The organism is Pseudomonas sp. GL93, assembly GCF_003408955.1.
In the GTDB taxonomy this organism is placed as follows: domain Bacteria; phylum Pseudomonadota; class Gammaproteobacteria; order Pseudomonadales; family Pseudomonadaceae; genus Aquipseudomonas; species Aquipseudomonas paracarnis.
Genome location: NZ_NKRF01000044.1, coordinates 63009 through 82418, shown reverse-complemented (window position 1 = coordinate 82418; position 19410 = coordinate 63009). Strand labels below are relative to the sequence as shown.

General features: G+C 59.8%; 21 protein-coding genes and 1 tRNA gene. 9 read left to right on the top strand and 13 right to left on the bottom strand.

What is annotated here, in order from left to right; all coding sequences use genetic code 11:
• Positions 1-116: 116 nt before the first annotated feature.
• Positions 117-557 carry a hypothetical protein gene (locus CER19_RS07585; RefSeq protein ID WP_116665973.1) on the bottom strand — a complete coding sequence of 147 codons (441 nt, stop codon included), beginning with the start codon at positions 555-557 and terminating at the stop codon, positions 117-119.
• Between CER19_RS07585 and CER19_RS07580 the strand changes: the two genes are divergently transcribed.
• Entirely contained in the window at positions 556-1011 is a 456-nt protein-coding gene (locus CER19_RS07580; protein WP_003171120.1) for a tRNA (cytidine(34)-2'-O)-methyltransferase, read from the top strand. The genes CER19_RS07585 and CER19_RS07580 overlap by 2 nt on opposite strands.
• Before the next feature lie 158 nt (positions 1012-1169).
• Here the strand turns inward: CER19_RS07580 and secB are convergent, their stop codons facing one another.
• The 3 genes from secB to CER19_RS07565 are packed head-to-tail and all read right to left on the bottom strand — an operon-like array spanning position 1170 to position 2361.
• Entirely contained in the window at positions 1170-1649 is a 480-nt protein-coding gene (gene secB / locus CER19_RS07575; protein WP_003187799.1) for a protein-export chaperone SecB, read from the bottom strand.
• 42 nt (positions 1650-1691) lie between these two features.
• A complete protein-coding gene (gene grxC, locus CER19_RS07570) occupies positions 1692-1946 on the bottom strand; it encodes a glutaredoxin 3 (protein WP_003187797.1) in 255 nt (84 codons plus the stop codon).
• Position 1947: 1 nt separating this feature from the next.
• Complete coding sequence (locus CER19_RS07565; RefSeq protein WP_003187796.1) at positions 1948-2361, bottom strand: rhodanese-like domain-containing protein; 414 nt, start codon at positions 2359-2361, stop codon at positions 1948-1950.
• A gap of 151 nt (positions 2362-2512) precedes the next feature.
• On the opposite strand from CER19_RS07565, the gene gpmI reads away from it, so the two are divergent.
• The 4 genes from gpmI to CER19_RS07545 all read left to right on the top strand — a co-directional run bounded on the left by gpmI (position 2513) and on the right by CER19_RS07545 (position 7714).
• Positions 2513-4039, top strand: a complete 1527-nt coding sequence (gene gpmI / locus CER19_RS07560) for a 2,3-bisphosphoglycerate-independent phosphoglycerate mutase (RefSeq protein WP_116665972.1) — start codon at positions 2513-2515, stop codon at positions 4037-4039.
• Positions 4040-4298: 259 nt separating this feature from the next.
• Positions 4299-5594, top strand: a complete 1296-nt coding sequence (locus tag CER19_RS07555; RefSeq protein WP_057702449.1) for a murein hydrolase activator EnvC — start codon at positions 4299-4301, stop codon at positions 5592-5594.
• Positions 5595-5624: 30 nt separating this feature from the next.
• A complete protein-coding gene (locus tag CER19_RS07550) occupies positions 5625-6938 on the top strand; it encodes a S41 family peptidase (RefSeq protein ID WP_020302395.1) in 1314 nt (437 codons plus the stop codon).
• 2 nt (positions 6939-6940) lie between these two features.
• Complete coding sequence (locus CER19_RS07545) at positions 6941-7714, top strand: divergent polysaccharide deacetylase family protein (RefSeq protein ID WP_116665971.1); 774 nt, start codon at positions 6941-6943, stop codon at positions 7712-7714.
• 105 nt (positions 7715-7819) lie between these two features.
• On the opposite strand, the gene CER19_RS07540 is transcribed toward CER19_RS07545, so the two are convergent.
• The 7 genes from CER19_RS07540 to CER19_RS07505 form a co-directional block, all read right to left on the bottom strand.
• Positions 7820-8575: an ABC transporter substrate-binding protein gene (locus CER19_RS07540; protein ID WP_116665970.1), complete on the bottom strand. Its 756-nt coding sequence runs from the start codon at positions 8573-8575 to the stop codon at positions 7820-7822.
• Between the two features lie 66 nt (positions 8576-8641).
• Positions 8642-9412 (bottom strand): imidazole glycerol phosphate synthase subunit HisF, encoded by a 771-nt coding sequence (gene hisF, locus CER19_RS07535; RefSeq protein ID WP_116665969.1) that lies wholly within the window; start codon positions 9410-9412, stop codon positions 8642-8644.
• Between the two features lie 9 nt (positions 9413-9421).
• Positions 9422-10159: a 1-(5-phosphoribosyl)-5-[(5-phosphoribosylamino)methylideneamino]imidazole-4-carboxamide isomerase gene (gene hisA, locus CER19_RS07530; protein ID WP_003187784.1), complete on the bottom strand. Its 738-nt coding sequence runs from the start codon at positions 10157-10159 to the stop codon at positions 9422-9424.
• Positions 10160-10198: 39 nt separating this feature from the next.
• On the bottom strand, positions 10199-10456 hold the full coding sequence (locus CER19_RS07525) for a DUF2164 domain-containing protein (RefSeq protein ID WP_032894032.1): 258 nt from the start codon (positions 10454-10456) through the stop codon (positions 10199-10201).
• Complete coding sequence (hisH, locus tag CER19_RS07520) at positions 10457-11095, bottom strand: imidazole glycerol phosphate synthase subunit HisH (protein WP_116665968.1); 639 nt, start codon at positions 11093-11095, stop codon at positions 10457-10459.
• Positions 11095-11691 (bottom strand): imidazoleglycerol-phosphate dehydratase HisB, encoded by a 597-nt coding sequence (hisB, locus tag CER19_RS07515; RefSeq protein WP_003187781.1) that lies wholly within the window; start codon positions 11689-11691, stop codon positions 11095-11097. The genes hisH and hisB overlap by 1 nt, the downstream gene beginning before the upstream one ends.
• A 225-nt stretch (positions 11692-11916) precedes the next feature.
• Positions 11917-13578, bottom strand: a complete 1662-nt coding sequence (locus CER19_RS07505) for an OFA family MFS transporter (RefSeq protein WP_116665967.1) — start codon at positions 13576-13578, stop codon at positions 11917-11919.
• A 326-nt stretch (positions 13579-13904) separates the two neighbouring features.
• On the opposite strand from CER19_RS07505, the gene CER19_RS07500 reads away from it, so the two are divergent.
• The 4 genes from CER19_RS07500 to CER19_RS07485 all read left to right on the top strand — a co-directional run bounded on the left by CER19_RS07500 (position 13905) and on the right by CER19_RS07485 (position 17633).
• Positions 13905-16121 carry an AsmA family protein gene (locus CER19_RS07500; RefSeq protein ID WP_116665966.1) on the top strand — a complete coding sequence of 739 codons (2217 nt, stop codon included), beginning with the start codon at positions 13905-13907 and terminating at the stop codon, positions 16119-16121.
• Positions 16118-17185 (top strand): A/G-specific adenine glycosylase, encoded by a 1068-nt coding sequence (gene mutY, locus CER19_RS07495; protein WP_116665965.1) that lies wholly within the window; start codon positions 16118-16120, stop codon positions 17183-17185. Before CER19_RS07500 ends, mutY begins: the two co-directional genes overlap by 4 nt.
• Positions 17182-17454, top strand: coding sequence for an oxidative damage protection protein (locus CER19_RS07490; RefSeq protein ID WP_116665964.1), 273 nt, complete (start codon positions 17182-17184; stop codon positions 17452-17454). The genes mutY and CER19_RS07490 overlap by 4 nt, the downstream gene beginning before the upstream one ends.
• A gap of 103 nt (positions 17455-17557) precedes the next feature.
• Positions 17558-17633 (top strand) — tRNA-Phe (locus CER19_RS07485).
• Between the two features lie 1183 nt (positions 17634-18816).
• On the opposite strand, the gene CER19_RS07480 is transcribed toward CER19_RS07485, so the two are convergent.
• Complete coding sequence (locus CER19_RS07480) at positions 18817-19104, bottom strand: hypothetical protein (protein ID WP_116665963.1); 288 nt, start codon at positions 19102-19104, stop codon at positions 18817-18819.
• 8 nt (positions 19105-19112) lie between these two features.
• A complete protein-coding gene (locus CER19_RS07475; protein ID WP_116665962.1) occupies positions 19113-19343 on the bottom strand; it encodes a hypothetical protein in 231 nt (76 codons plus the stop codon).
• Positions 19344-19410 lie beyond the last annotated feature (67 nt).

Below are 19410 nucleotides of genomic sequence, written 5' to 3'. Positions count from 1 at the left end.
ACCCAGTTTCGGGGACCTTGGTACAGGCAGGCCGAGAATCCCCTCTTTAACACCGAAGCCTTAGGCTTCACCCCGTTTTGGGAGCCCTGGTACAGGCAGGCCGGGAACTCCCTCTTTTATTGCTCTTGGAGATGGATCTCCAGCCGCCAGCGGCCATCGACCTCTGCACCGCTCCACTCCCCACGTAACGGCCGGGCCGCTACCAGGTTCAGCAGCAAGCCAGCATCGGTCTTGCGTATGCGCCAATTCACGTCCTTACCGTTGACCTTGAGCTGCCCGCTGGCAGCCTTGCCCTGGGCGTCAAACAGCAACGCCACGGTGCCGTCGATATGCTCGCCGTGCAGCTTGGGTTCGTTGTTGAACCACACCACCAAACCCTGCGCCACAGGTTCTACCTGTTGCAGCTCAAGCGACTCGGGGGTGGTCAAGCGACCGATCATCAAGCCAATCATCAAGCCGACAATCGCCAATGAGCCCAACACCCTCGGCAATAGCTTCGGTCTCGGGTCGTCTTCAGGGGTAGAATGCAGCGCATCTTTGCCTTCGGAGCCGTGCATGTTTCACGTCATCCTTTTTCAACCAGAAATTCCGCCGAATACCGGCAACGTTATCAGGCTGTGCGCCAACAGTGGCTGCCACCTGCATTTGATCGAGCCGTTGGGCTTTGACATGGACGACAAGCGCCTGCGCCGGGCCGGGCTGGACTACCACGAGTACGCCACCCTCAAGCGCCATGCCGACCTCGCCAGCTGCCTGGAGAGCCTGGGCCACCCACGGCTGTTCGCGTTCACCACCAAGGGCTCGCGGCCGTTTCATGATGCCAGCTTTGCCGAGGGCGACGCGTTCCTGTTCGGCCCGGAGAGCCGAGGCCTGCCGGCCGAGGTGCTTGACGCATTGCCCGATGGCCATCGCCTGCGCTTGCCGATGCGTGAAGGGTGCCGCAGCCTGAACCTGTCCAACACCGTGGCCGTCGCCGTCTATGAAGGCTGGCGCCAACTCGGCTTCAAGTAACACGCAAAACAAATGTGGGAGGGGACTTGTGTGGGAGCCGGGCTTGCCCGCGATGCAGGCACCTCGGTATGTCTGTCACACCGCAGTGATGCTATCGCAGGCAAGCCAGCTCCCACACAAGCCCGCTCCCACATTTTAGAACGGCGTCGTTCAGAACATTACTGAACGGTTGGCGCGCCTTCTTGTTGCATGCGCTGCAGCTCTTGGGCGTACAGAGCATCGAAGTTCACCGGAGCCAGCATCAGGGCCGGGAACGAGCCACGGGTAACCAGGCTGTCCAGGGTCTCACGGGCATACGGGAACAGGATGTTCGGGCAGAACGCGCCCAGGGTGTGGCTCATGGACGCTTCGTCCAGGCCCTGGATCAGGAAGATACCGGCCTGTTGCACTTCAGCGATAAAAGCGACTTCTTCACCATTTTTGACGGTGACCGACAAAGTCAGCACGACTTCGTGGAAGTCACCTTCCAGGGATTTCTGACGGGTGTTCAGGTCCAGCGCAACGCTTGGGGTCCATTCCTGACGGAAGATGGCCGGGCTTTTTGGCGCTTCGAACGACAGGTCACGCACGTAGATCCGCTGCAGCGAGAACTGTGGGCCTTGGTCTTGCGCTGCTTCGGTGTTCTGTTGATCAGTCATCGCAGATCCTTCTTTATCTTGGGGTTCTTAAGGGTTTAGGAGTCAGACGGACAGCAGCGCATCAAGTTTACCGGCGCGCTCCAGGGCAAACAGGTCGTCGCAACCACCGATGTGCCGGGTGCCGATCCAGATCTGCGGGACCGACGTGCGGCCAGCCTTCTGGGCCATTTCGGCGCGCACCTGAGGCTTGCCATCGACCTTGATCTCTTCGAAGGCAACGCCCTTTTTCTCAAGCAAGGCCTTGGCCCGCATGCAGTAAGGGCACCAATCGCTGGAATACACGACAACCTGGCTCATATCACTTCACCAACGGCAGGTTATCGCCACGCCAGCTGCTGATACCACCCGACAGCTTGGCGGCGGTGAAGCCGGTCTTGAGCATCTCGCGGGCGTGGGTGCCCGAGTGCTGGCCTTGGGCGTCGACCAGGATAATGGTCTTGGCCTTGTATTTTTCCAGCTCGGCCAAGCGCGCGATCAGCTTGTCCTGAGGAATGTTCAGGGCGCCAACGATATGGCCGGCGGCATAATCCTTGGCCGGGCGAATATCGACGACGACGGCCTCATCCTTGTTGACCAGCGCGGTCAGCTCCGACGTGCTCAGGCTGCGACCACCGCGGCTCAGTTCATGAGCGATCAGCAGCGCCAGCAGGATGACGAAGGCACCCACGAGCAGGTAGTGGGCAGTGGCAAATGCAATCAGGTGATCAACCATCAAGGAGGTTCCAGGGCGTTAAAATGGCGGTAAGTATACACAGCCGCCAGGGGGGGCCAACCCCCGTAAAGCGGTGACGTGGTTGGAACTTCGCTTTAAACTGCCACTCCCTTTTCAATTGTCTTCCTTTATTAGCGCCGCGAGAGGATCTATGACTACCACGCCTAAACCTTTGGTCCTGATAATTCTCGATGGCTTCGGACACAGTGAAAGCCACCACGACAACGCGGTGTACTCGGCCAACAAGCCAGTACTGGACCGCCTGACCGCCACCGTGCCCAACGGCTTGATCTCAGGTTCCGGCATGGACGTGGGCCTGCCGGACGGCCAGATGGGCAACTCGGAAGTCGGCCACATGAACCTTGGCGCCGGACGAGTGGTGTACCAGGACTTCACTCGTGTCACCAAGGCGATCCGCGATGGCGAGTTCTTCGAGAACCCGACCATCTGCGCCGCGGTCGATAAAGCCGTTGCCGCCGGCAAGGCCGTGCACTTCATGGGCCTGTTGTCGGACGGCGGCGTACACAGCCATCAGGATCACTTGGTCGCCATGGCCGAACTGGCGTTCAAGCGCGGCGCTGACAAAATCTATCTGCACGCCTTCCTCGACGGCCGCGACACACCGCCCAAAAGCGCGCAATCCTCCATCGAACTGCTGGACACCACCTTCGCCGCCCTGGGCAAGGGCCGCATCGCCAGCCTGGTGGGCCGCTACTTTGCCATGGACCGCGACAACCGTTGGGACCGTGTCGCCCAGGCCTACAACCTGATCGTCGATGGCCAGGCCGAATTCAGCGCCGCCACCGCCCAGGAAGGCCTGGAAGCGGCCTACGCCCGTGGCGAAAGCGATGAATTCGTCAAAGCCACCACCATCGGCGAGCCGGTGAAGGTCGAAGACGGCGACGCCATGGTGTTCATGAACTTCCGCGCCGACCGTGCCCGTGAACTGAGCCATGTGTTCGTCGATGAAGGCTTCAAGGACTTCGAGCGCGCACGCCAGCCGAAGGTCGAGTTCGTCATGCTCACCCAATACGCCGCCAACATCCCGGCCCCGTCGGCATTCGCCCCGGGCAGCCTGGAGAACGTGCTGGGCGACTACCTGGCCAAGAACGGCAAGACCCAACTGCGCATCGCCGAGACCGAGAAATACGCCCACGTGACGTTCTTCTTCTCCGGTGGCCGCGAAGAGCCGTTCCCCGGCGAAGAGCGCATCCTGATCCCGTCGCCAAAAGTCGCCACCTATGACCTGCAGCCGGAAATGAGCGCGCCGGAAGTCACCGACAAGATCGTCGATGCCATTGATAACCAGCGTTATGACGTGATCGTGGTCAACTACGCCAACGGCGACATGGTTGGCCACAGCGGCAACCTGGAAGCGGCGGTCAAGGCCGTGGAATGCCTGGATAAATGTGTTGGCCGCATCGTCGACGCGCTGGAAAAAGTCGGCGGCGAAGCGCTGATCACCGCCGACCATGGCAACTGCGAACAGATGTCCGACGAATCCACTGGTCAGGCTCACACAGCCCACACCACCGAGCCGGTACCGTTCATCTATGTCGGCAAACGTGACCTGAAAGTGCGTGTAGGTGGCGTGCTGGCGGATGTGGCGCCGACCATGCTCAAGCTGATGGGGTTGGAACAGCCGAAGGAGATGACCGGGACCTCGATCCTGGTCTGACATCCGCATAACTGCAAAACCATGTGGGAGCGGGCTTGCTCGCGAATGCGGTAGTTCAGTCAATATCTTCAGCGACTGACACACCGTATTCGCGGGCAAGCCCGCTCCCACATTGGTTTGCGGCGCTTTGAGAGATATCTTTTTGCCATACCAGCACCACTCGGCACCTATCTTGCCCACCAGCCCCAATTGGGCGTTTTTTTTGCAGCGCTTGGCGGGCATACTAGGCCGTCCTTTTCCCCTGGTGTCGCCCGCCTCTATGCTTCGCGCCTTGATCACCCTTGCTCTTGTCTGCCTGCTCCAACCGGCGTTTGCCGATGAGCGCGCACAAACCCAACAACAGTTGGACGCTACGCGTCAGGACATTACCGAGCTGAAAAAGCTGCTCGGCAAGCTCCAGGAAGAAAAATCCGGGGTGCAGAAAGACCTGCGCGGCACGGAAACCGAGATGGGCAAGCTGGAGAAGCAGGTCCAGGAGCTGCAAAAAGAACTAAAGAAGAGCGAGTCGGAACTGGAGCGACTCGACGCTGAGAAAAAAAAACTCCAGAGCGCACGCGTTGAACAGCAACGCCTGATCGCGATCCAGGCCCGTGCCGCGTACCAGAGCGGCCGCCAGGAGTACCTCAAGCTGCTGCTCAACCAGCAGAACCCGGAAAAATTCGCCCGTACCCTCACCTATTACGATTACCTGAGCCAGGCGCGCCTGGCGCAATTGAAGGGGTTTAACGAAACCCTGCGCCAATTGGCCAATGTCGAACAGGAAATCGCCGACCAGCAATCGCAGCTGCTCGACCAGAAAACCGCCCTCGACACCCAGCGCGACCAGCTCGATAAAGTACGCAAAGAACGCCAGCAGGCCCTGGCCAAGCTCAACAGCGACGTAAAAGCCCGCGACGCCAAGTTGCAGGCCCGCGAGCAAGACCAGGCCGACCTGGCCAAAGTCCTCAAGACCATCGAAGAAACCCTGGCCCGCCAGGCACGCGAGGCCGAAGAAGCGCGGCAAAAAGCGCTGATCGCCCAGCAGGAAGCGGAAAAAAAGCGTCAGCGTGAGGCCGAACTGGCTGCCACCAGCGACGCGCCGGCACCGCGCAAACCCGCGCGCGCCAGCCCCGGCCCGCTGGTTTCCAGCAGCGGCGAGTCGTTCGGCGGCCCTTTTGCTTCAGCGCGGGGCAAACTTCCATGGCCGGTTGATGGTCGACTATTGGCACGCTTTGGGGAAACCCGTGGCGATGACACCCGTGCCAAGTGGGATGGCGTGATGATCAGCGCCTCTGCCGGCAGCCAGGTCCACGCCGTGCATGGTGGGCGCGTGGTGTTCGCCGATTGGTTGCGGGGCGCCGGCTTGCTGGTGATTCTTGACCACGGTAATGGCTATTTGAGCCTTTACGGCCACAATCAGACATTACTCAAGTCGGCAGGTGATGTTGTAAAAGCCGGTGAATCCATCTCCACTGTCGGTAACAGTGGTGGCCAGGACACCCCGGCGCTGTACTTCGCTATTCGTCAGCAGGGCCGCCCGAGCGACCCTGCACAATGGTGCCGGTCCCAAGGATAGGGTCGCATCTACATTAGGAGTTCGTTCGACATGCTGCATTTGTCCCGCCTCACTTCGCTGGCCCTGACGATCGCTCTGGTGATCGGCGCGCCTCTGGCTTTTGCCGACCAGGCCGCACCGGCTGCACCTGCCATGGCCGCCACGACCAAGGCGCCGTTGCCGCTGGATGAGCTGCGCACCTTTGCCGAGGTCATGGACCGGATCAAGGCAGCGTATGTCGAACCCGTAGACGACAAGGCCCTGCTGGAAAATGCCATCAAGGGCATGCTCAGCAACCTCGACCCGCACTCCGCCTACCTGGGCCCGGAAGATTTCGCCGAGCTGCAGGAAAGCACCAGCGGTGAATTCGGCGGCCTGGGCATCGAAGTGGGCTCCGAAGACGGCCAGATCAAAGTGGTCTCGCCCATCGACGACACCCCGGCGTCCAAGGCCGGTATCCAGGCCGGTGACCTGATCGTGAAGATCAACGGCCAGCCGACCCGTGGCCAGACCATGACCGAAGCCGTCGACAAGATGCGCGGCAAGCTCGGCCAGAAGATCACCCTGACCCTGGTACGCGACGGCGGCAACCCGTTTGACGTGACCCTGGCCCGTGCGACCATCACGGTCAAGAGCGTGAAAAGCCAGCTGCTGGAGTCGGGCTACGGCTACATCCGTATCACCCAGTTCCAGGTCAAGACCGGCGACGAAGTGGCCAAGGCCCTGGCCAAGCTGCGCAAAGACAACGGCAAGAAGCTCAACGGCATCGTGCTTGACCTGCGCAACAACCCAGGCGGCGTGTTGCAGTCGGCGGTCGAGGTGGTCGACCACTTCGTCACCAAAGGCCTGATCGTCTACACCAAGGGCCGTATCGCCAACTCCGAGTTGCGCTTCTCGGCCACCGGCAATGACCTCAGCGAGAACGTACCGTTGGCGGTACTGATCAACGGTGGCAGCGCCTCGGCTTCGGAAATCGTCGCCGGCGCCCTGCAAGACCTCAAGCGCGGCGTGCTGATGGGCACCACCAGCTTCGGCAAAGGCTCGGTGCAGACCGTATTGCCGCTGAACAACGAGCGTGCACTGAAGATCACCACCGCGCTGTATTACACGCCCAACGGCCGCTCGATCCAGGCCCAGGGCATTGTGCCGGACATCGAAGTACGCCGCGCCAAGATCACCAACGAGATCGATGGCGAATACTACAAAGAGGCCGACCTGCAAGGTCACTTGGGCAATGGCAACGGCGGCGCCGACCAGCCAACCGGCAGCCGCGCCAAGGCCAAGCCGATGCCGCAGGACGATGACTACCAACTGGCCCAGGCGCTCAGCCTGCTCAAGGGCTTGAGCATCACCCGCAGCCGTTGATCATGCGCCTTGCCCTGATCATCGCTGTGCTGTGCAGCCTGGCAGGGGTCGCTCAAGCGGCCCCTGCCAGCGAACCGCATAAAGCCTACCTGACGCTGATCATCGACGACCTGGGGCAAAACCTGCCTCGGGATCGCCGCGTGCTCGCGCTACCCGGCCCGGTGACCACCGCCATCATGCCGGACACGCCCCACGCTGCCGAATTCGCCCGTGAGGCCCACAAGGCTGGCAAGATCGTGATCCTGCACATGCCCATGGACCCGGCCACCGGCCCATTCGCCTGGCACCCGGAGCTGTCCATCGAAGAACTGGGCAAGCGCCTGGACGCCGCGTTCGATGCCGTGCCCTACACCGCAGGCATCAACAACCACATGGGCAGCCGCATGACCGCACAACCGGCGGCGATGGCCTGGCTGATGGGTGAGTTGCAACGGCGCCACAAGCTCTTCGTCGACAGCCGCACCAGCGCGCAGACCGTTGCCGCCGCCGAGGCGCAGAAGATCGGCCTGGCGCATGTTTCGCGGGATGTGTTCCTTGATGACGAACGCACCGAGGCAGCGATCACCACGCAACTGCAAACCGCAATCAAGCTGGCGCACAAGCAGGGCTCGGCGGTGATGATCGGGCACCCTTACCCGCAGACCCTGGCGGTGCTGGAGCGCGAATTGCCCAAGCTCAAGGCCCAGGGCGTAGAGTGGATCAATATCAAGTTGATGATCAGCGTGCGCAGTAACCGGGCGATGGCTGGGCATGGCAAGAACGGCATCTACCGCTGACGCGTCCCCCTGTAGGAGCGAGCTCGCTCGCGAAAAACTTGAAGCCGCCGCGCGCCCCCTGGATACCCGCGTCATCGTTGACGTCCTTCGCGAGCAAGCTCGCTCCTACAGGTAGTTGGCCATGATCTGGTCGATACGGCCTTCTTCGCGCAACTGGTCCAACGCGGCCTGGAGCCTGGCCACCCATTCATCCGGCACGTCCTTGTTCAACGCCAGGTAAAGCTGCGCACTGTTGAAGCGCAATACCGTCTTGAGCCCGTTCACCCCCACCTGCCGCGCCAGGTAACGCCCAGCAGGATCGCCGGTGGCCCACAGGTCGATCTGGCCTTCCATGAGCTTTTGCGCATTGTCCTGGTCACGCAGGGCGACCATCGGCTTTAGTCCCTGCTTGTCGAGGCTTTCGGCAATGGCGTCGCCTTTGTAGGCGCCAATCTTGTAGCGGCGCGCCTGCTCCAGGCTTTGCAGCTCGATCTTGCTGTCGGCCTTGGCCAGCAGTACCCAATCGTCCGGGCCGATGGGGCCGACCCATTTGAACAGGGCTTCACGGTCTGGCAGACGCGCCATCACAAACACGCCGTAACCGGGTTTTTCCAGGGCGAGCTTGTAGATTCGTTCCCACGGGAAGCGCAGGGTCAGGTTGTAGGAAATGCCGGCACGCTGGAAGGTTTCGCGCATGATGTCTACGGCGATGCCTTCGATGTTCTCGTCCTTGGCGAAGTTCTTGCCGTTTTTTGCCATGTTGTAGGGCGGGAAATTTTCCGTCAGCAACACCAGGGAGGCGTCAGACGGTTGTTCGGCGTGTGCCGTAGCCACCATGAGCATGGAGGAACTGGCGAGGGCGAGCAGCAGGTGTTTGAACATGAAGGCTACCGGAATCCATGGCAAGCGCAGAGAGTGCCGCGAGCCTGCCATGGTGTCCAGCAGCGTTTAGCGCACGACGATACCGCGCGCCGCCATGTAGGCCTTGGCCTCGGGCACGGTGTATTCACCAAAGTGGAAAATACTCGCCGCCAGCACCGCGCTGGCATGGCCTTCGATAACACCGTCGGCCAAATGCTGCAGGTTGCCGACGCCACCGGAAGCGATCACCGGAATGCCCAGTGCATCGCTGATGGCGCGCGTCACGCCCAGGTCGAAGCCGTTTTTCATGCCGTCCTGGTCCATGCTGGTCAGCAGGATTTCCCCGGCGCCCAGGCCTTCCATCTTCATCGCCCCCTCCACCGCGTCCAGCCCGGTAGGTTTGCGCCCGCCGTGGGTGAAGATCTCCCAGCGTGGGGTTTCGCCCGGGCCGGACACCTTCTTGGCGTCGATGGCGACGACGATGCATTGCGAGCCGAAGTGCTGCGCGGCTTCACCGACGAACTCGGGGTTGAATACCGCGGCAGTATTGATCGAGACCTTGTCCGCGCCGGCATTGAGCAGGTTGCGGATGTCTTGCACGGTGCGCACGCCACCGCCCACGGTCAGCGGGATGAACACCTGGCTGGCCATACGCTCGACGGTGTGCAGCGTGGTGTCGCGGCCATCGACGCTGGCGGTGATGTCGAGAAAGGTAATCTCGTCGGCACCTTGCTCATCGTAGCGACGGGCAATTTCCACCGGGTCGCCGGCGTCACGGATGTTCTCGAACTTGACGCCCTTGACCACGCGACCGTTGTCGACGTCCAGGCAAGGGATGATGCGTTTGGCCAGCGCCATGGTCAGTCCTCAGCCGTTGTAGGCGTCGCAGTAAGCCTGAGCTTCGGCGACGTCCAGGGTGCCTTCATAGATCGCACGGCCGGTGATGGCGCCGATAATGCCGGGCGCCTTGGCGTCCAGCAGCGACTTGATGTCACCCAGGTTGTGAATGCCGCCGGAAGCGATCACCGGAATCTTGGTGGCCGCTGCCAGGGCTGCGGTGAAGGGTACGTTGCAGCCCTGCATCATGCCGTCTTTGGCGATGTCGGTATAAACGATGGCGGACACACCGTCGGCTTCGAACTGCTTGGCCAGGTCGATCACCTGTACGGTGCTGATCTCAGCCCAGCCATCGGTAGCGACGAAGCCATCTTTGGCATCCAGGCCTACGATCACTTTGCCCGGGAAAGCGCGGCAGGCTTCGGCGACGAAGGCTGGATCTTTCACGGCCTTGGTGCCGATGATCACGTAGCTCACGCCCGCCTTGACGTAGTGCTCGATGGTCTCCAGGGAGCGGATACCGCCGCCGATCTGGATCGGCAGGTTCGGGTAGCGCTTGGCGATGGCAGTGACCACCTCGCCATTGACCGGCTGGCCTTCGAAGGCGCCGTTCAGGTCCACCAGATGCAGACGACGGCAGCCCCCTTCTACCCATTTGGCAGCCATGCTCACCGGGTCATCGGAGAACACCGTGGAATCTTCCATGCGGCCTTGGCGGAGGCGGACACAAGCGCCGTCCTTGAGATCGATAGCGGGGATAATCAGCATCTGGCAAACCTTATTCGATATTCAGCAATGCTTGGGAAATCAGGGTTTCTCAAGCGACCACAAGTCGCTTTCGATGCTTTCGAACCTTTCTTTAAGGAGCGTCTGCGTGTCGAAAATCGCCCTGTTGTAATAATGCGGCGCCACTTCGGTGGTGAACAACTCAAGAATTTCGGCAACCTCGAACGAGCCCAGCTTGAGCTCGAAGCGGTCCTCCATGAAACGCTTGATCTTGTCGGTAGCCTCACGCTCCTGCTCGGGCGCGAGGTTCAAGATCGGCGGCTTCGGTTTCCTGGCCATTTACCAGCGACCATCCCACGCGGCGAAGTTCTGCAGCAATTGCAGGCCATGGGTATGGCTCTTCTCCGGGTGAAACTGCACGGCAAAGCGCGAACCATCGGCCAGCGCGGCGGCAAAATCGACGCCGTAATGCCCGCCACCCACCACCTGGCGCGGGTTACCGGCGGCGATGTAATAGCTGTGCACGAAGTAGAAACGCGCCATGTCCGGAATGTCGTGCCACAGCGGGTGGTCGACGGTGCGGCGCACCTCGTTCCAGCCCATGTGCGGGACTTTCAAATGCTCGCCATCTTCATGCAGGTCTTTGCCGAAGAACTTCCCCTGGCCCGGAAACAAACCGATGCAGTCGACACCGCCGTTCTCTTCACTGCTGTCGAGCAAGGCTTGCATGCCCACGCAGATACCGAGGAAGGGGCGGTCCTGGCTGACCTCGCGCACCAGGCTGTCAAAGCCCAGGCGGCGGATCTCGGCCATGCAATCGCGAATCGCGCCAACGCCGGGGAACACCACGCGGTCGGCTTCGCGAATCACGCTGGCATCGCTGGTGATCAGCACCTTGCCAGCACCTACATGCTCAAGGGCCTTGGCCACCGAGTGCAGGTTACCCATGCCGTAATCGATAACCGCGACCGTCTGCATTACAGGACGCCCTTGGTCGACGGCATTTGCCCGCCCATGCGCTCATCGACTTCGACGGCCATGCGCAGTGCGCGGCCGAAAGCCTTGAACACGGTTTCGATCTGGTGGTGAGTGTTGGTGCCGCGCAGGTTGTCGATGTGCAGGCTGACCAGTGCGTGGTTGACAAAGCCCTGGAAGAATTCCTGGAACAGGTCGACGTCAAAGCCACGGCCCACGTTCGCGCGGGTGTAGGGCACGTGCATCTGCAAACCCGGGCGACCGGAGAAGTCGATGACCACACGGGACAGCGCTTCATCCAATGGGACATAGGCATGGCCGTAGCGACGGATGCCTTTTTTGTCGCCGATGGCCTTGGCAAACGCCTGGCCGAGGGTGATGCCCACGTCTTCCACCATGTGGTGGTCGTCGATATGCAGGTCGCCTTTGCCGACGATATCCAGGTCGATCAGCCCGTGACGGGCGATCTGGTCCAGCATGTGCTCAAGAAAAGGTACACCGATATCAAATCGGGCCTTTCCGGTGCCATCCAGGTTGATCGAGGCTTTGATCTGGGTTTCCAGAGTGTCGCGCTCGACAGATGCCTTACGTTCGGCCATCACCAGCTCCGCAAAATCATTGGGCGAAAAAGGCAGCCATTATAGGGGCGCAGGCGCTAAACAGAAACAACGAAGGGGATAAGACTGATGGAGTGTCGGGGATAGACATGTGCATACAACTGTGGGAGCGGGCTTGCTCGCGAAGGCGGAGTGTCAGTCACTGAAGAGGTTGACTGTTATGCCGTCTTCGCGAGCAAGCCCGCTCCCACAAGGGTAATGCGGTGTTTAGTGGAACAGTACTGCGGTCTTCTGCAGAGTCACCCACACACCCCACGCCAACGGAATACCCACCACCAGCCACGCGGCAATCGCCAGCGGCTTGCTGGCGGCGGAGGCTTTCCACTCCAGCACGGTGGTGGCATCGGCACCTTTGTCATGACCCAGCGCCTGTTCGGCGGCAAGTTCTGCATCAGTCATGAAGTACTTATCGGCCACCGGGCGCACCAGCAGGTTGCAGATGAAGCCCAGCACCAGCAGGCCGGCGAGGATGTACAAGGTGATGTCGTAGGCCGCGGCGCGTTCAACGCCGATGCTCAACTGGTATTCACGCAGGTAGTTCACCAGCACCGGGCCCAACACGCCCGCAGCGGCCCAGGCGGTCAACAGGCGACCGTGGATCGCGCCGACCATCTGGGTACCGAACAGGTCAGCCAGGTAGGCCGGAACCGTGGCAAAACCACCACCGTACATCGACAGGATGATGCAGAACGCAGCCACGAACAGCGCCACGTTACCCAGGTGCCCCAGGTTCGGGATCAACGCATAGAGGGCAAAGCCCAGTGCGAAGAACACAAAATAGGTGTTTTTACGCCCCAGGTAGTCGGAGAACGACGCCCAGAAGAACCGGCCACCGATGTTGAACAGGCTCAACAGGCCGGTAAAACCAGCGGCAATGGCTGCAATGGAGGCCAACTGGCCCGCATCCAATTGACCAAATGGCACATCGACACCCAGGAGTTTGCCGCCAAACACTTCCTGCAGCAGCGGCGAAGCCATGCCCAGGATGCCGATGCCGGCCGACACGTTCAGGCACAGCACCAGCCATACCAGGCGGAACTGCGGGGTTTTCCACGCAACATTCACATGTACATGACGGTGAGTGATCATCGCATTGCTGGCTTTCTTCACTGGCGCGGTCCAGCCCTCAGGCTTCCAGCCGGTTGGCGGAACGCGGTACAGCAATGCACCACCGATCATGAACACGAAGTAAATCGCCGCCATGACCACAAAGCTCTGCCATACACCTACGCTGGTCGGCGAAGAGAAATGGCCCATCAGTGCCGCAGCCAGAGGCGCACCCACCATCGCGCCGCCGCCGAAGCCCATGATCGCCATACCGGTTGCCATGCCGCGCTTGTCCGGGAACCACTTGATCAAGGTCGAAACGGGCGAGATATAGCCCAGGCCCAGGCCAATACCGCCAATGACCCCGGAGCCGATCCACATCAGCCAGATCTGGTGGGTATAGATACCCAGGGCCGAGATCAGCAGGCCACCACACCAGCACAGTGCCGAGACAACCCCGGCCTTGCGTGGCCCGGCGTGTTCCAGCCAGCCACCCCAGATCGCTGCGGAGCAGCCCAGGAAGATGAAGAACAGGGTGTAGATCCAGCCCAGCATGGAGATGGGCCAGTCACATTGGGACGAGAAGACTTGGGCGATAAAGCTCATGTCCGGCGCGCAGGCCACCGGCGCGGTGATGCCCAGCGCCTTGGACAATGGCAGCCAGAACACCGAGAAGCCGTAGGCCATGCCGATGCACAGGTGGATGGCCAGGGCGGCCGGTGGAACCAGCCAGCGGTTGAAGCCCGGCTTGGCGATGATGCGTTCCTTGGACAGGAACGCAGGCTGTGCGGCGGCAGTGCCGGCCACAGTGCTAGTGCTCATTGGTGTTTCCCCCAGTTATTGGTATGCGTCCGTCAGGCGCTCTCTCCCTCGGCCTTGCACGCAAAGCGTGGCCGTTTTGTTGAGTGAAGCTCCCTTTTAGGCGCGACGTTAAGTCGCAGAAGGCGGACGAACGTGCAGAGATTAGCACCAGTGGATGACAGAAAAATCAAACTGCCACTACCTTTTTTGGATTATCTGTACTTTTCTGACGTCAAAATCCTATTTCCGCACCCATGGATACAATGTAACGATCCGTGAACTGACGCGGGCCGTCGGGCGTTATACTCTGCGGCTACATTTTGAAATCGACATACAAGGACTCGCCCATGAAAGCGTTCGGCAAAATCCTGGGTCTGGTACTTCTCGGGCTGTTGCTGATCATTGTGGCGCTCGGCTTTGCCCTGACCCACCTTTTCGATCCCAACGACTACAAAGAAGAAATTCGCCAGATAGCCCGCGACAAGGCCCACATCGAGCTGACGCTCAATGGCGATATCGGCTGGAGCCTGTTCCCCTGGCTGGGCCTGGAGCTTCACGAAGCCAGCGTCGCGACCCTGACCGCACCGACTCAACCGTTTGCCGACTTGCAGATGCTTGGCCTGTCGGTACGCGTACTGCCGCTGCTGCGCCGCGAAGTGCAGATGAGCGATGTGCGTGTCGAAGGCCTGAACCTGCGCCTGAACCGCGATAAGCAGGGCCATGGCAACTGGGAAGACATCGGCAAGAACCTGCCCGACGAAACCACAGGCACCCCCGCTCCCGCGCCGGTCGAACCCGTGGCTGAAACCAAGCCGGAAAAGCCACCGCAGCCGATCCGCCTGGATATCGACAGCCTGACCATCAACAACGCCCGCGTCGAATACACCGATGAACAGACCGGCAAGCAGCTGAGTGCCGAAAGCATCCAGCTGAGTGCCGGCGCCATCCACGAAGGCGCCAGCATCCCGCTGAAACTCACGGCGTTCCTGGGCAGCAACCAGCCGCTGATGCGGGTCAAGACTGAGCTGAACGGCAACTTGCGCATCCAGCGTGCGCTCAAGCGTTATCAGTTCGAAGACATGCGCTTTAGTGGCGAGGCCACCGGTGAGCCGTTGCAAGGCAAGACGGTGAGCTTCTCCACCCAGGGCCAACTGCTGGTGGACCTGGCGGCCAACGTCGCCGAATGGAGCAACCTGAAACTGGCGGCCAACCAACTGCGCGCCTTGGGCGAACTGAAGGCCAATGACCTGGACAAAACCCCACAGATCAGCGGCGCCCTGTCGGTTGCCCAGTTTGACCTGGCCAAGTTTCTTGAGAGCATCGGGCACCCACTGCCTGCCATGGCCCCAGGCAGCCTGAGCAAGGTCGAGCTGGTGAGCCGCCTCAAGGGCACGCCCACGAGCGTTGCCCTGGAAGACTTGAACCTGAAGCTCGATGGCAGCACCTTCACCGGCCGCGTCGCCGTGGATGATTTCGCCAAGCAGTCCCTGCGTGTGCAGCTCAAGGGCGATACCTTCAATGCCGACAATTACCTGCCGGCCAAATCCGAAGCCGCCAAAGGTGCAACCGCTGCACGCCAGGCCGAAGTACAGAGCAGCGAAGCCGGCGCCATGGCGGCAGGCGGCAACACGCCATTGCCGGAGGCGCCGACCAAAGGTGCCTGGAGCAATGACAAACTGCTGCCGCTGACCCGCCTGCGCAGCCTGGACGTGAATGCAGACCTGGCCTTTGGCGAGTTGACCCTGAGCCAGCTGCCCATTCAGAACGCGGTGCTTAAAGCCTCCGGCATTGACGGGCAACTCAAGCTCGACACCCTTAGCGGCGGTCTCTACAACGGCACGTTCCAGGCCAACGGCACACTCGACGTGCGCCAGGACACGCCAGTGCTGGCCCTGCAAAGCCACATCAAGCAGGTGCCCGTTGAGCGCATCCTGCAGGCCCAAGGGAAAAACCCGCCGGTCAAAGGCCAGCTCACCCTCGACAGTAACCTCACCGGCCGCGGCAACAGCCAGAAGGCCCTGATCGACAGCCTCAACGGTACCGCCAGCCTCTTGATCAACAACGGCGTGTTGCTCAATGCCAACATCGAACAGCAACTGTGTACCGGCATCGCCCTGCTCAACCGCAAGACCCTGAGCACCACACCAGGCGGCAAGGACACACCGTTCCAGGAACTGCGCGGCAACCTCACGTTCCGTAACGGCGTGGCCAGTAACCCCGACCTGAAAGTGCGCATCCCTGGCCTGACGCTCAACGGCAACGGTGATGTGGATTTACGTGTGCTGGGCATGGACTATCGCGTGGGCATCATCGTCGAAGGCGACAAGCGCGAGGTGCCGGACCCGGCCTGCCAGGTCGGCGCCAACTTCCAGGGCATTGAGGTACCGCTGCGCTGCCGTGGCCCGCTTGAGCTGGGCGCCAAGGCCTGCCGCCTGGACAAGGACGGCCTGGGCCAGGTCGCCCTCAAGGCGGCCGGCAATCGCTTCAACGAGAAGCTGGAAGAAAAGCTCGACAAGGTTAACCCCAAGCTCAAAGACGCATTGAAAGGCCTGTTCAACCGATGAGAAACGAGCAGTTTTCACAAGCGGTACTGGACTGGTACGACCGCCATGGCCGCCACGACCTGCCCTGGCAACAGGGCATCACCCCTTACCGGGTGTGGGTGTCGGAGATCATGCTGCAACAGACCCAGGTCAGCACCGTGCTCAACTACTTCGACCGCTTCATGGCCTCCCTGCCAACCGTCGAAGCCTTGGCCGCCGCGCCGGAAGATGAAGTGCTGCACCTGTGGACGGGCCTGGGCTACTACACCCGGGCGCGCAACCTGCAGAAGACCGCCAAGATCGTGGTGGCCGAACACGGCGGCGAATTCCCCCGCGACGTGGAAAAGCTCACCGAGCTGCCGGGCATCGGCCTGTCCACCGCTGGCGCGATTGCCAGCCTGAGCATGGGCCTGCGCGCGCCGATCCTCGACGGCAACGTCAAACGCGTGCTGGCGCGCTTTACCGCCCAAGAGGGCTACCCGGGCGAACCCAAGGTGGCCAAGCAGTTGTGGGCCACCGCAGAGCGCTTCACGCCCTTTGAGCGCGTCAACGCCTACACCCAGGCCATGATGGACATGGGCGCCACCCTGTGCACCCGCAGCAAACCCAGTTGCCTGCTGTGCCCGCTGGAAAAAGGCTGCGAAGCCCACATGCTCGGCCTGGAAACACGCTACCCGATCCCCAAGCCGCGCAAGACCATCCCGCAAAAGCGCACGCTGATGCCGATGCTGGCCAACGCCGAGGGCGCGATCCTGCTTTACCGTCGCCCGTCTACGGGCTTGTGGGGCGGCTTGTGGAGCTTGCCGGAGCTGGACGACCTGCAAGACCTGGATCACCTCGCCAACCAGCACGCGCTGGCGCTGGGCAAGCATCAGGAACTGCCAGGGCTGGTCCACACCTTCAGCCACTTCCAGCTGGCCATCGAACCCTGGCTGGTCCAGGTCGAGGAAACCGCCCATCACGTGGCCGAGGCCGACTGGCTCTGGTATAACCTCGCCACCCCGCCGCGCCTGGGCCTTGCTGCCCCGGTGAAAAAACTGCTGAAGCGCGCGGCCGACGTATTGAACGCAGGAGTTTCGTCATGACCCGCACCATCATGTGCCGCAAGTACAAAGAAGAACTGCCAGCCCTGGAACGTGCCCCTTTTCCGGGTGCCAAAGGCCAGGACATCTACGATAACGTCTCCGCCCAGGCCTGGGCCGACTGGCAAAAACACCAGACCCTGCTCATCAACGAAAAACGCCTGAACATGATGAACGCCGAAGACCGCAAATACCTGCAGGGTGAAATGGACAAGTTCTTTTCCGGCGAAGATTACGCCAAGGCCGGAGGCTACGTGCCGCCTGCTCAATAATTGATCAAAAATCGGGGTTGGCACGTAAGCGACGGTAATAATTAAATATTTTTTGAAAACTTGCTTGACGACCCCCTGAAAAACCCGTTTAATGCGCCCCGTTGCCCAGATAGCTCAGTCGGTAGAGCAGGGGATTGAAAATCCCCGTGTCGGCGGTTCGATTCCGTCTCTGGGCACCAAAATACCGAAAAACCCCAAGGAAGCAGTTCCTTGGGTTTTTTTATTGCCTGCGATTCAACCGGCTTCAGGTCCCGCAGCCGAAACTATCTGCGCGGGCCTGATTTAAATGGCCAGGCTCAAAGCGCCCTCAGACCAACTGAGTCGTCGGCGACGCCAGCTCCCCTCGCACGGGTACCCCAAGCACGCTTGCGTTCCCCTGAGCAGCCTTCAGGCCGTAGCGTCTACTCTGCCTGGTGCTCGCCGAAGCGGAGGCCGTGCGACCTCTTCGAGTGACAGACCGACGACGAGGTGCGCCGCACGCTAGGGTGAAAAAGGTGTAAACCTATTTCAGGACTAGACACTAAGCAAAAAATAAATCTGTCCCCTTTTTTGAAGACCTGCTCCGCCTGGAAGATTTGACGCTGAATTTAAACCACTAGTAGCTAGATCATCTACCTTTCCGGCAGCGCCACCAGTTGCTTTTGTACCGAGTAGTGAATATTAATCAATCGACTCGATCTGGAAAACCAAAGTAGAAAAGTCGACTACCTCAGTACCGCCACTACACTCGAATTTTGTTATGCAACCCTCCTCACTTATTACAATTCCTGCGTTCCCAACCCAAGCCTGCACGATATCGTTCACACGCCATACATTCCAGACCTTTAGTTCGCAAGCTTTTTTGGACACCACCGTAAAAAAACTGACTCCGGGCTAGTATCAGACCATAAAATTATTTCAGAGTGACGCTGGTTATTTACTTCTAGCTCGCCCTTTACCACTTTTAAACGCAGTCCAGACACCAGCTGTTTAGATGATTTCAACCTTCGAGCCAAGAATCTGCTTCGGCCTGCCCTAATCTTTTTTTGAAAAATCGGGTGCGCAAGCCCCTCAGCAACTTCAATAGGAGCCCCTCGAGTCCGCTGAAAAATTGAAGACAGTGTTTCCGTCATTTATCAATATCCTGGCTTTCGGTAAGGATCGACAGCGGCGTGATCTTGCGGCCAACGAGGAACAAAGTCTTTCCCTCCATCCCGAGCAGGAATGGGTTCGTGACTCAACTCCATAGACTCAACTCCACCTTTATCCGCATTATATCGCTGCGGTGCGAGCCCTTTACTCATTCGATCAAGAAAAAAGGGGACAGATTTATTTTTCATAGCCTAGCAAATGGAAAAAAATAAATCTGCCCCCTTTTTCCCATCACCTATCCTGCGTCAATATTTTTATAAACCTATCAAATGCCTGAAAAACAGATTCCCCCTCTTCTGGAGAGAGCAACATATTCATAACCTGATCTTCAAGAGCTAAGTCATATATATCCATACCCACCCAACCTTTAGACCAAAACTCGACAGTTCCTAACTTGTTAAAACCTTCCAGCTCTATCCTTTCAAGGTCACCAAAATCTCCATCAGCAAATGATGAGTACTCTAGAGAAAACCCCGTCAAAAGTGGTTTTACGTTTTCATCAAACCAGGAGCTACCCATGAGACCTCTCAGTTCTTATCTAGAATTTCAATGTTCTTGATCGCTGGGAGATGCTCGCCGCCCTTCTTATTAAGCAAGAACTGCTGAGACTTACCTGCATCAGGGCCAATCATTTTAAACCAACCATCTTTCCCGCCTTGCAGCAAGCTGTTAGCTGGAACATCAAACTCAACATAGACAGAGCCTTTGGGTGCAGCTCCTTTAAAGTCGGCGATGCCATTAGTCGAAATAAAGACCAAAAAAGGGGACAGATTTATTTTTCATAGCCTAGCAAATGGAAAAAAAATAAATCCGTCCCCTTTTTCC

Bases quoted from the DNA above. Each gene is read 5' to 3' on its own strand.
- CER19_RS07500 (WP_116665966.1), top strand. From the start codon at position 13,905: ATGAAAGCGTTCGGCAAAATCCTGGGTCTGGTACTTCTCGGGCTGTTG.
- CER19_RS07565 (WP_003187796.1), bottom strand. From the start codon at position 2,361: ATGGTTGATCACCTGATTGCATTTGCCACTGCCCACTACCTGCTCGTG.
- CER19_RS07525 (WP_032894032.1), bottom strand. From the start codon at position 10,456: ATGGCCAGGAAACCGAAGCCGCCGATCTTGAACCTCGCGCCCGAGCAG.
- hisF (WP_116665969.1), bottom strand. From the start codon at position 9,412: ATGGCGCTGGCCAAACGCATCATCCCTTGCCTGGACGTCGACAACGGT.
- CER19_RS07505 (WP_116665967.1), bottom strand. From the start codon at position 13,578: ATGAGCACTAGCACTGTGGCCGGCACTGCCGCCGCACAGCCTGCGTTC.
- gpmI (WP_116665972.1), top strand. From the start codon at position 2,513: ATGACTACCACGCCTAAACCTTTGGTCCTGATAATTCTCGATGGCTTC.
- hisB (WP_003187781.1), bottom strand. From the start codon at position 11,691: ATGGCCGAACGTAAGGCATCTGTCGAGCGCGACACTCTGGAAACCCAG.
- CER19_RS07540 (WP_116665970.1), bottom strand. From the start codon at position 8,575: ATGTTCAAACACCTGCTGCTCGCCCTCGCCAGTTCCTCCATGCTCATG.
- hisA (WP_003187784.1), bottom strand. From the start codon at position 10,159: ATGCTGATTATCCCCGCTATCGATCTCAAGGACGGCGCTTGTGTCCGC.
- CER19_RS07555 (WP_057702449.1), top strand. From the start codon at position 4,299: ATGCTTCGCGCCTTGATCACCCTTGCTCTTGTCTGCCTGCTCCAACCG.
- CER19_RS07545 (WP_116665971.1), top strand. From the start codon at position 6,941: ATGCGCCTTGCCCTGATCATCGCTGTGCTGTGCAGCCTGGCAGGGGTC.
- hisH (WP_116665968.1), bottom strand. From the start codon at position 11,095: ATGCAGACGGTCGCGGTTATCGATTACGGCATGGGTAACCTGCACTCG.
- secB (WP_003187799.1), bottom strand. From the start codon at position 1,649: ATGACTGATCAACAGAACACCGAAGCAGCGCAAGACCAAGGCCCACAG.
- CER19_RS07480 (WP_116665963.1), bottom strand. From the start codon at position 19,104: ATGGGTAGCTCCTGGTTTGATGAAAACGTAAAACCACTTTTGACGGGG.
- CER19_RS07550 (WP_020302395.1), top strand. From the start codon at position 5,625: ATGCTGCATTTGTCCCGCCTCACTTCGCTGGCCCTGACGATCGCTCTG.
- CER19_RS07580 (WP_003171120.1), top strand. From the start codon at position 556: ATGTTTCACGTCATCCTTTTTCAACCAGAAATTCCGCCGAATACCGGC.
- grxC (WP_003187797.1), bottom strand. From the start codon at position 1,946: ATGAGCCAGGTTGTCGTGTATTCCAGCGATTGGTGCCCTTACTGCATG.
- CER19_RS07490 (WP_116665964.1), top strand. From the start codon at position 17,182: ATGACCCGCACCATCATGTGCCGCAAGTACAAAGAAGAACTGCCAGCC.
- CER19_RS07585 (WP_116665973.1), bottom strand. From the start codon at position 557: ATGCACGGCTCCGAAGGCAAAGATGCGCTGCATTCTACCCCTGAAGAC.
- mutY (WP_116665965.1), top strand. From the start codon at position 16,118: ATGAGAAACGAGCAGTTTTCACAAGCGGTACTGGACTGGTACGACCGC.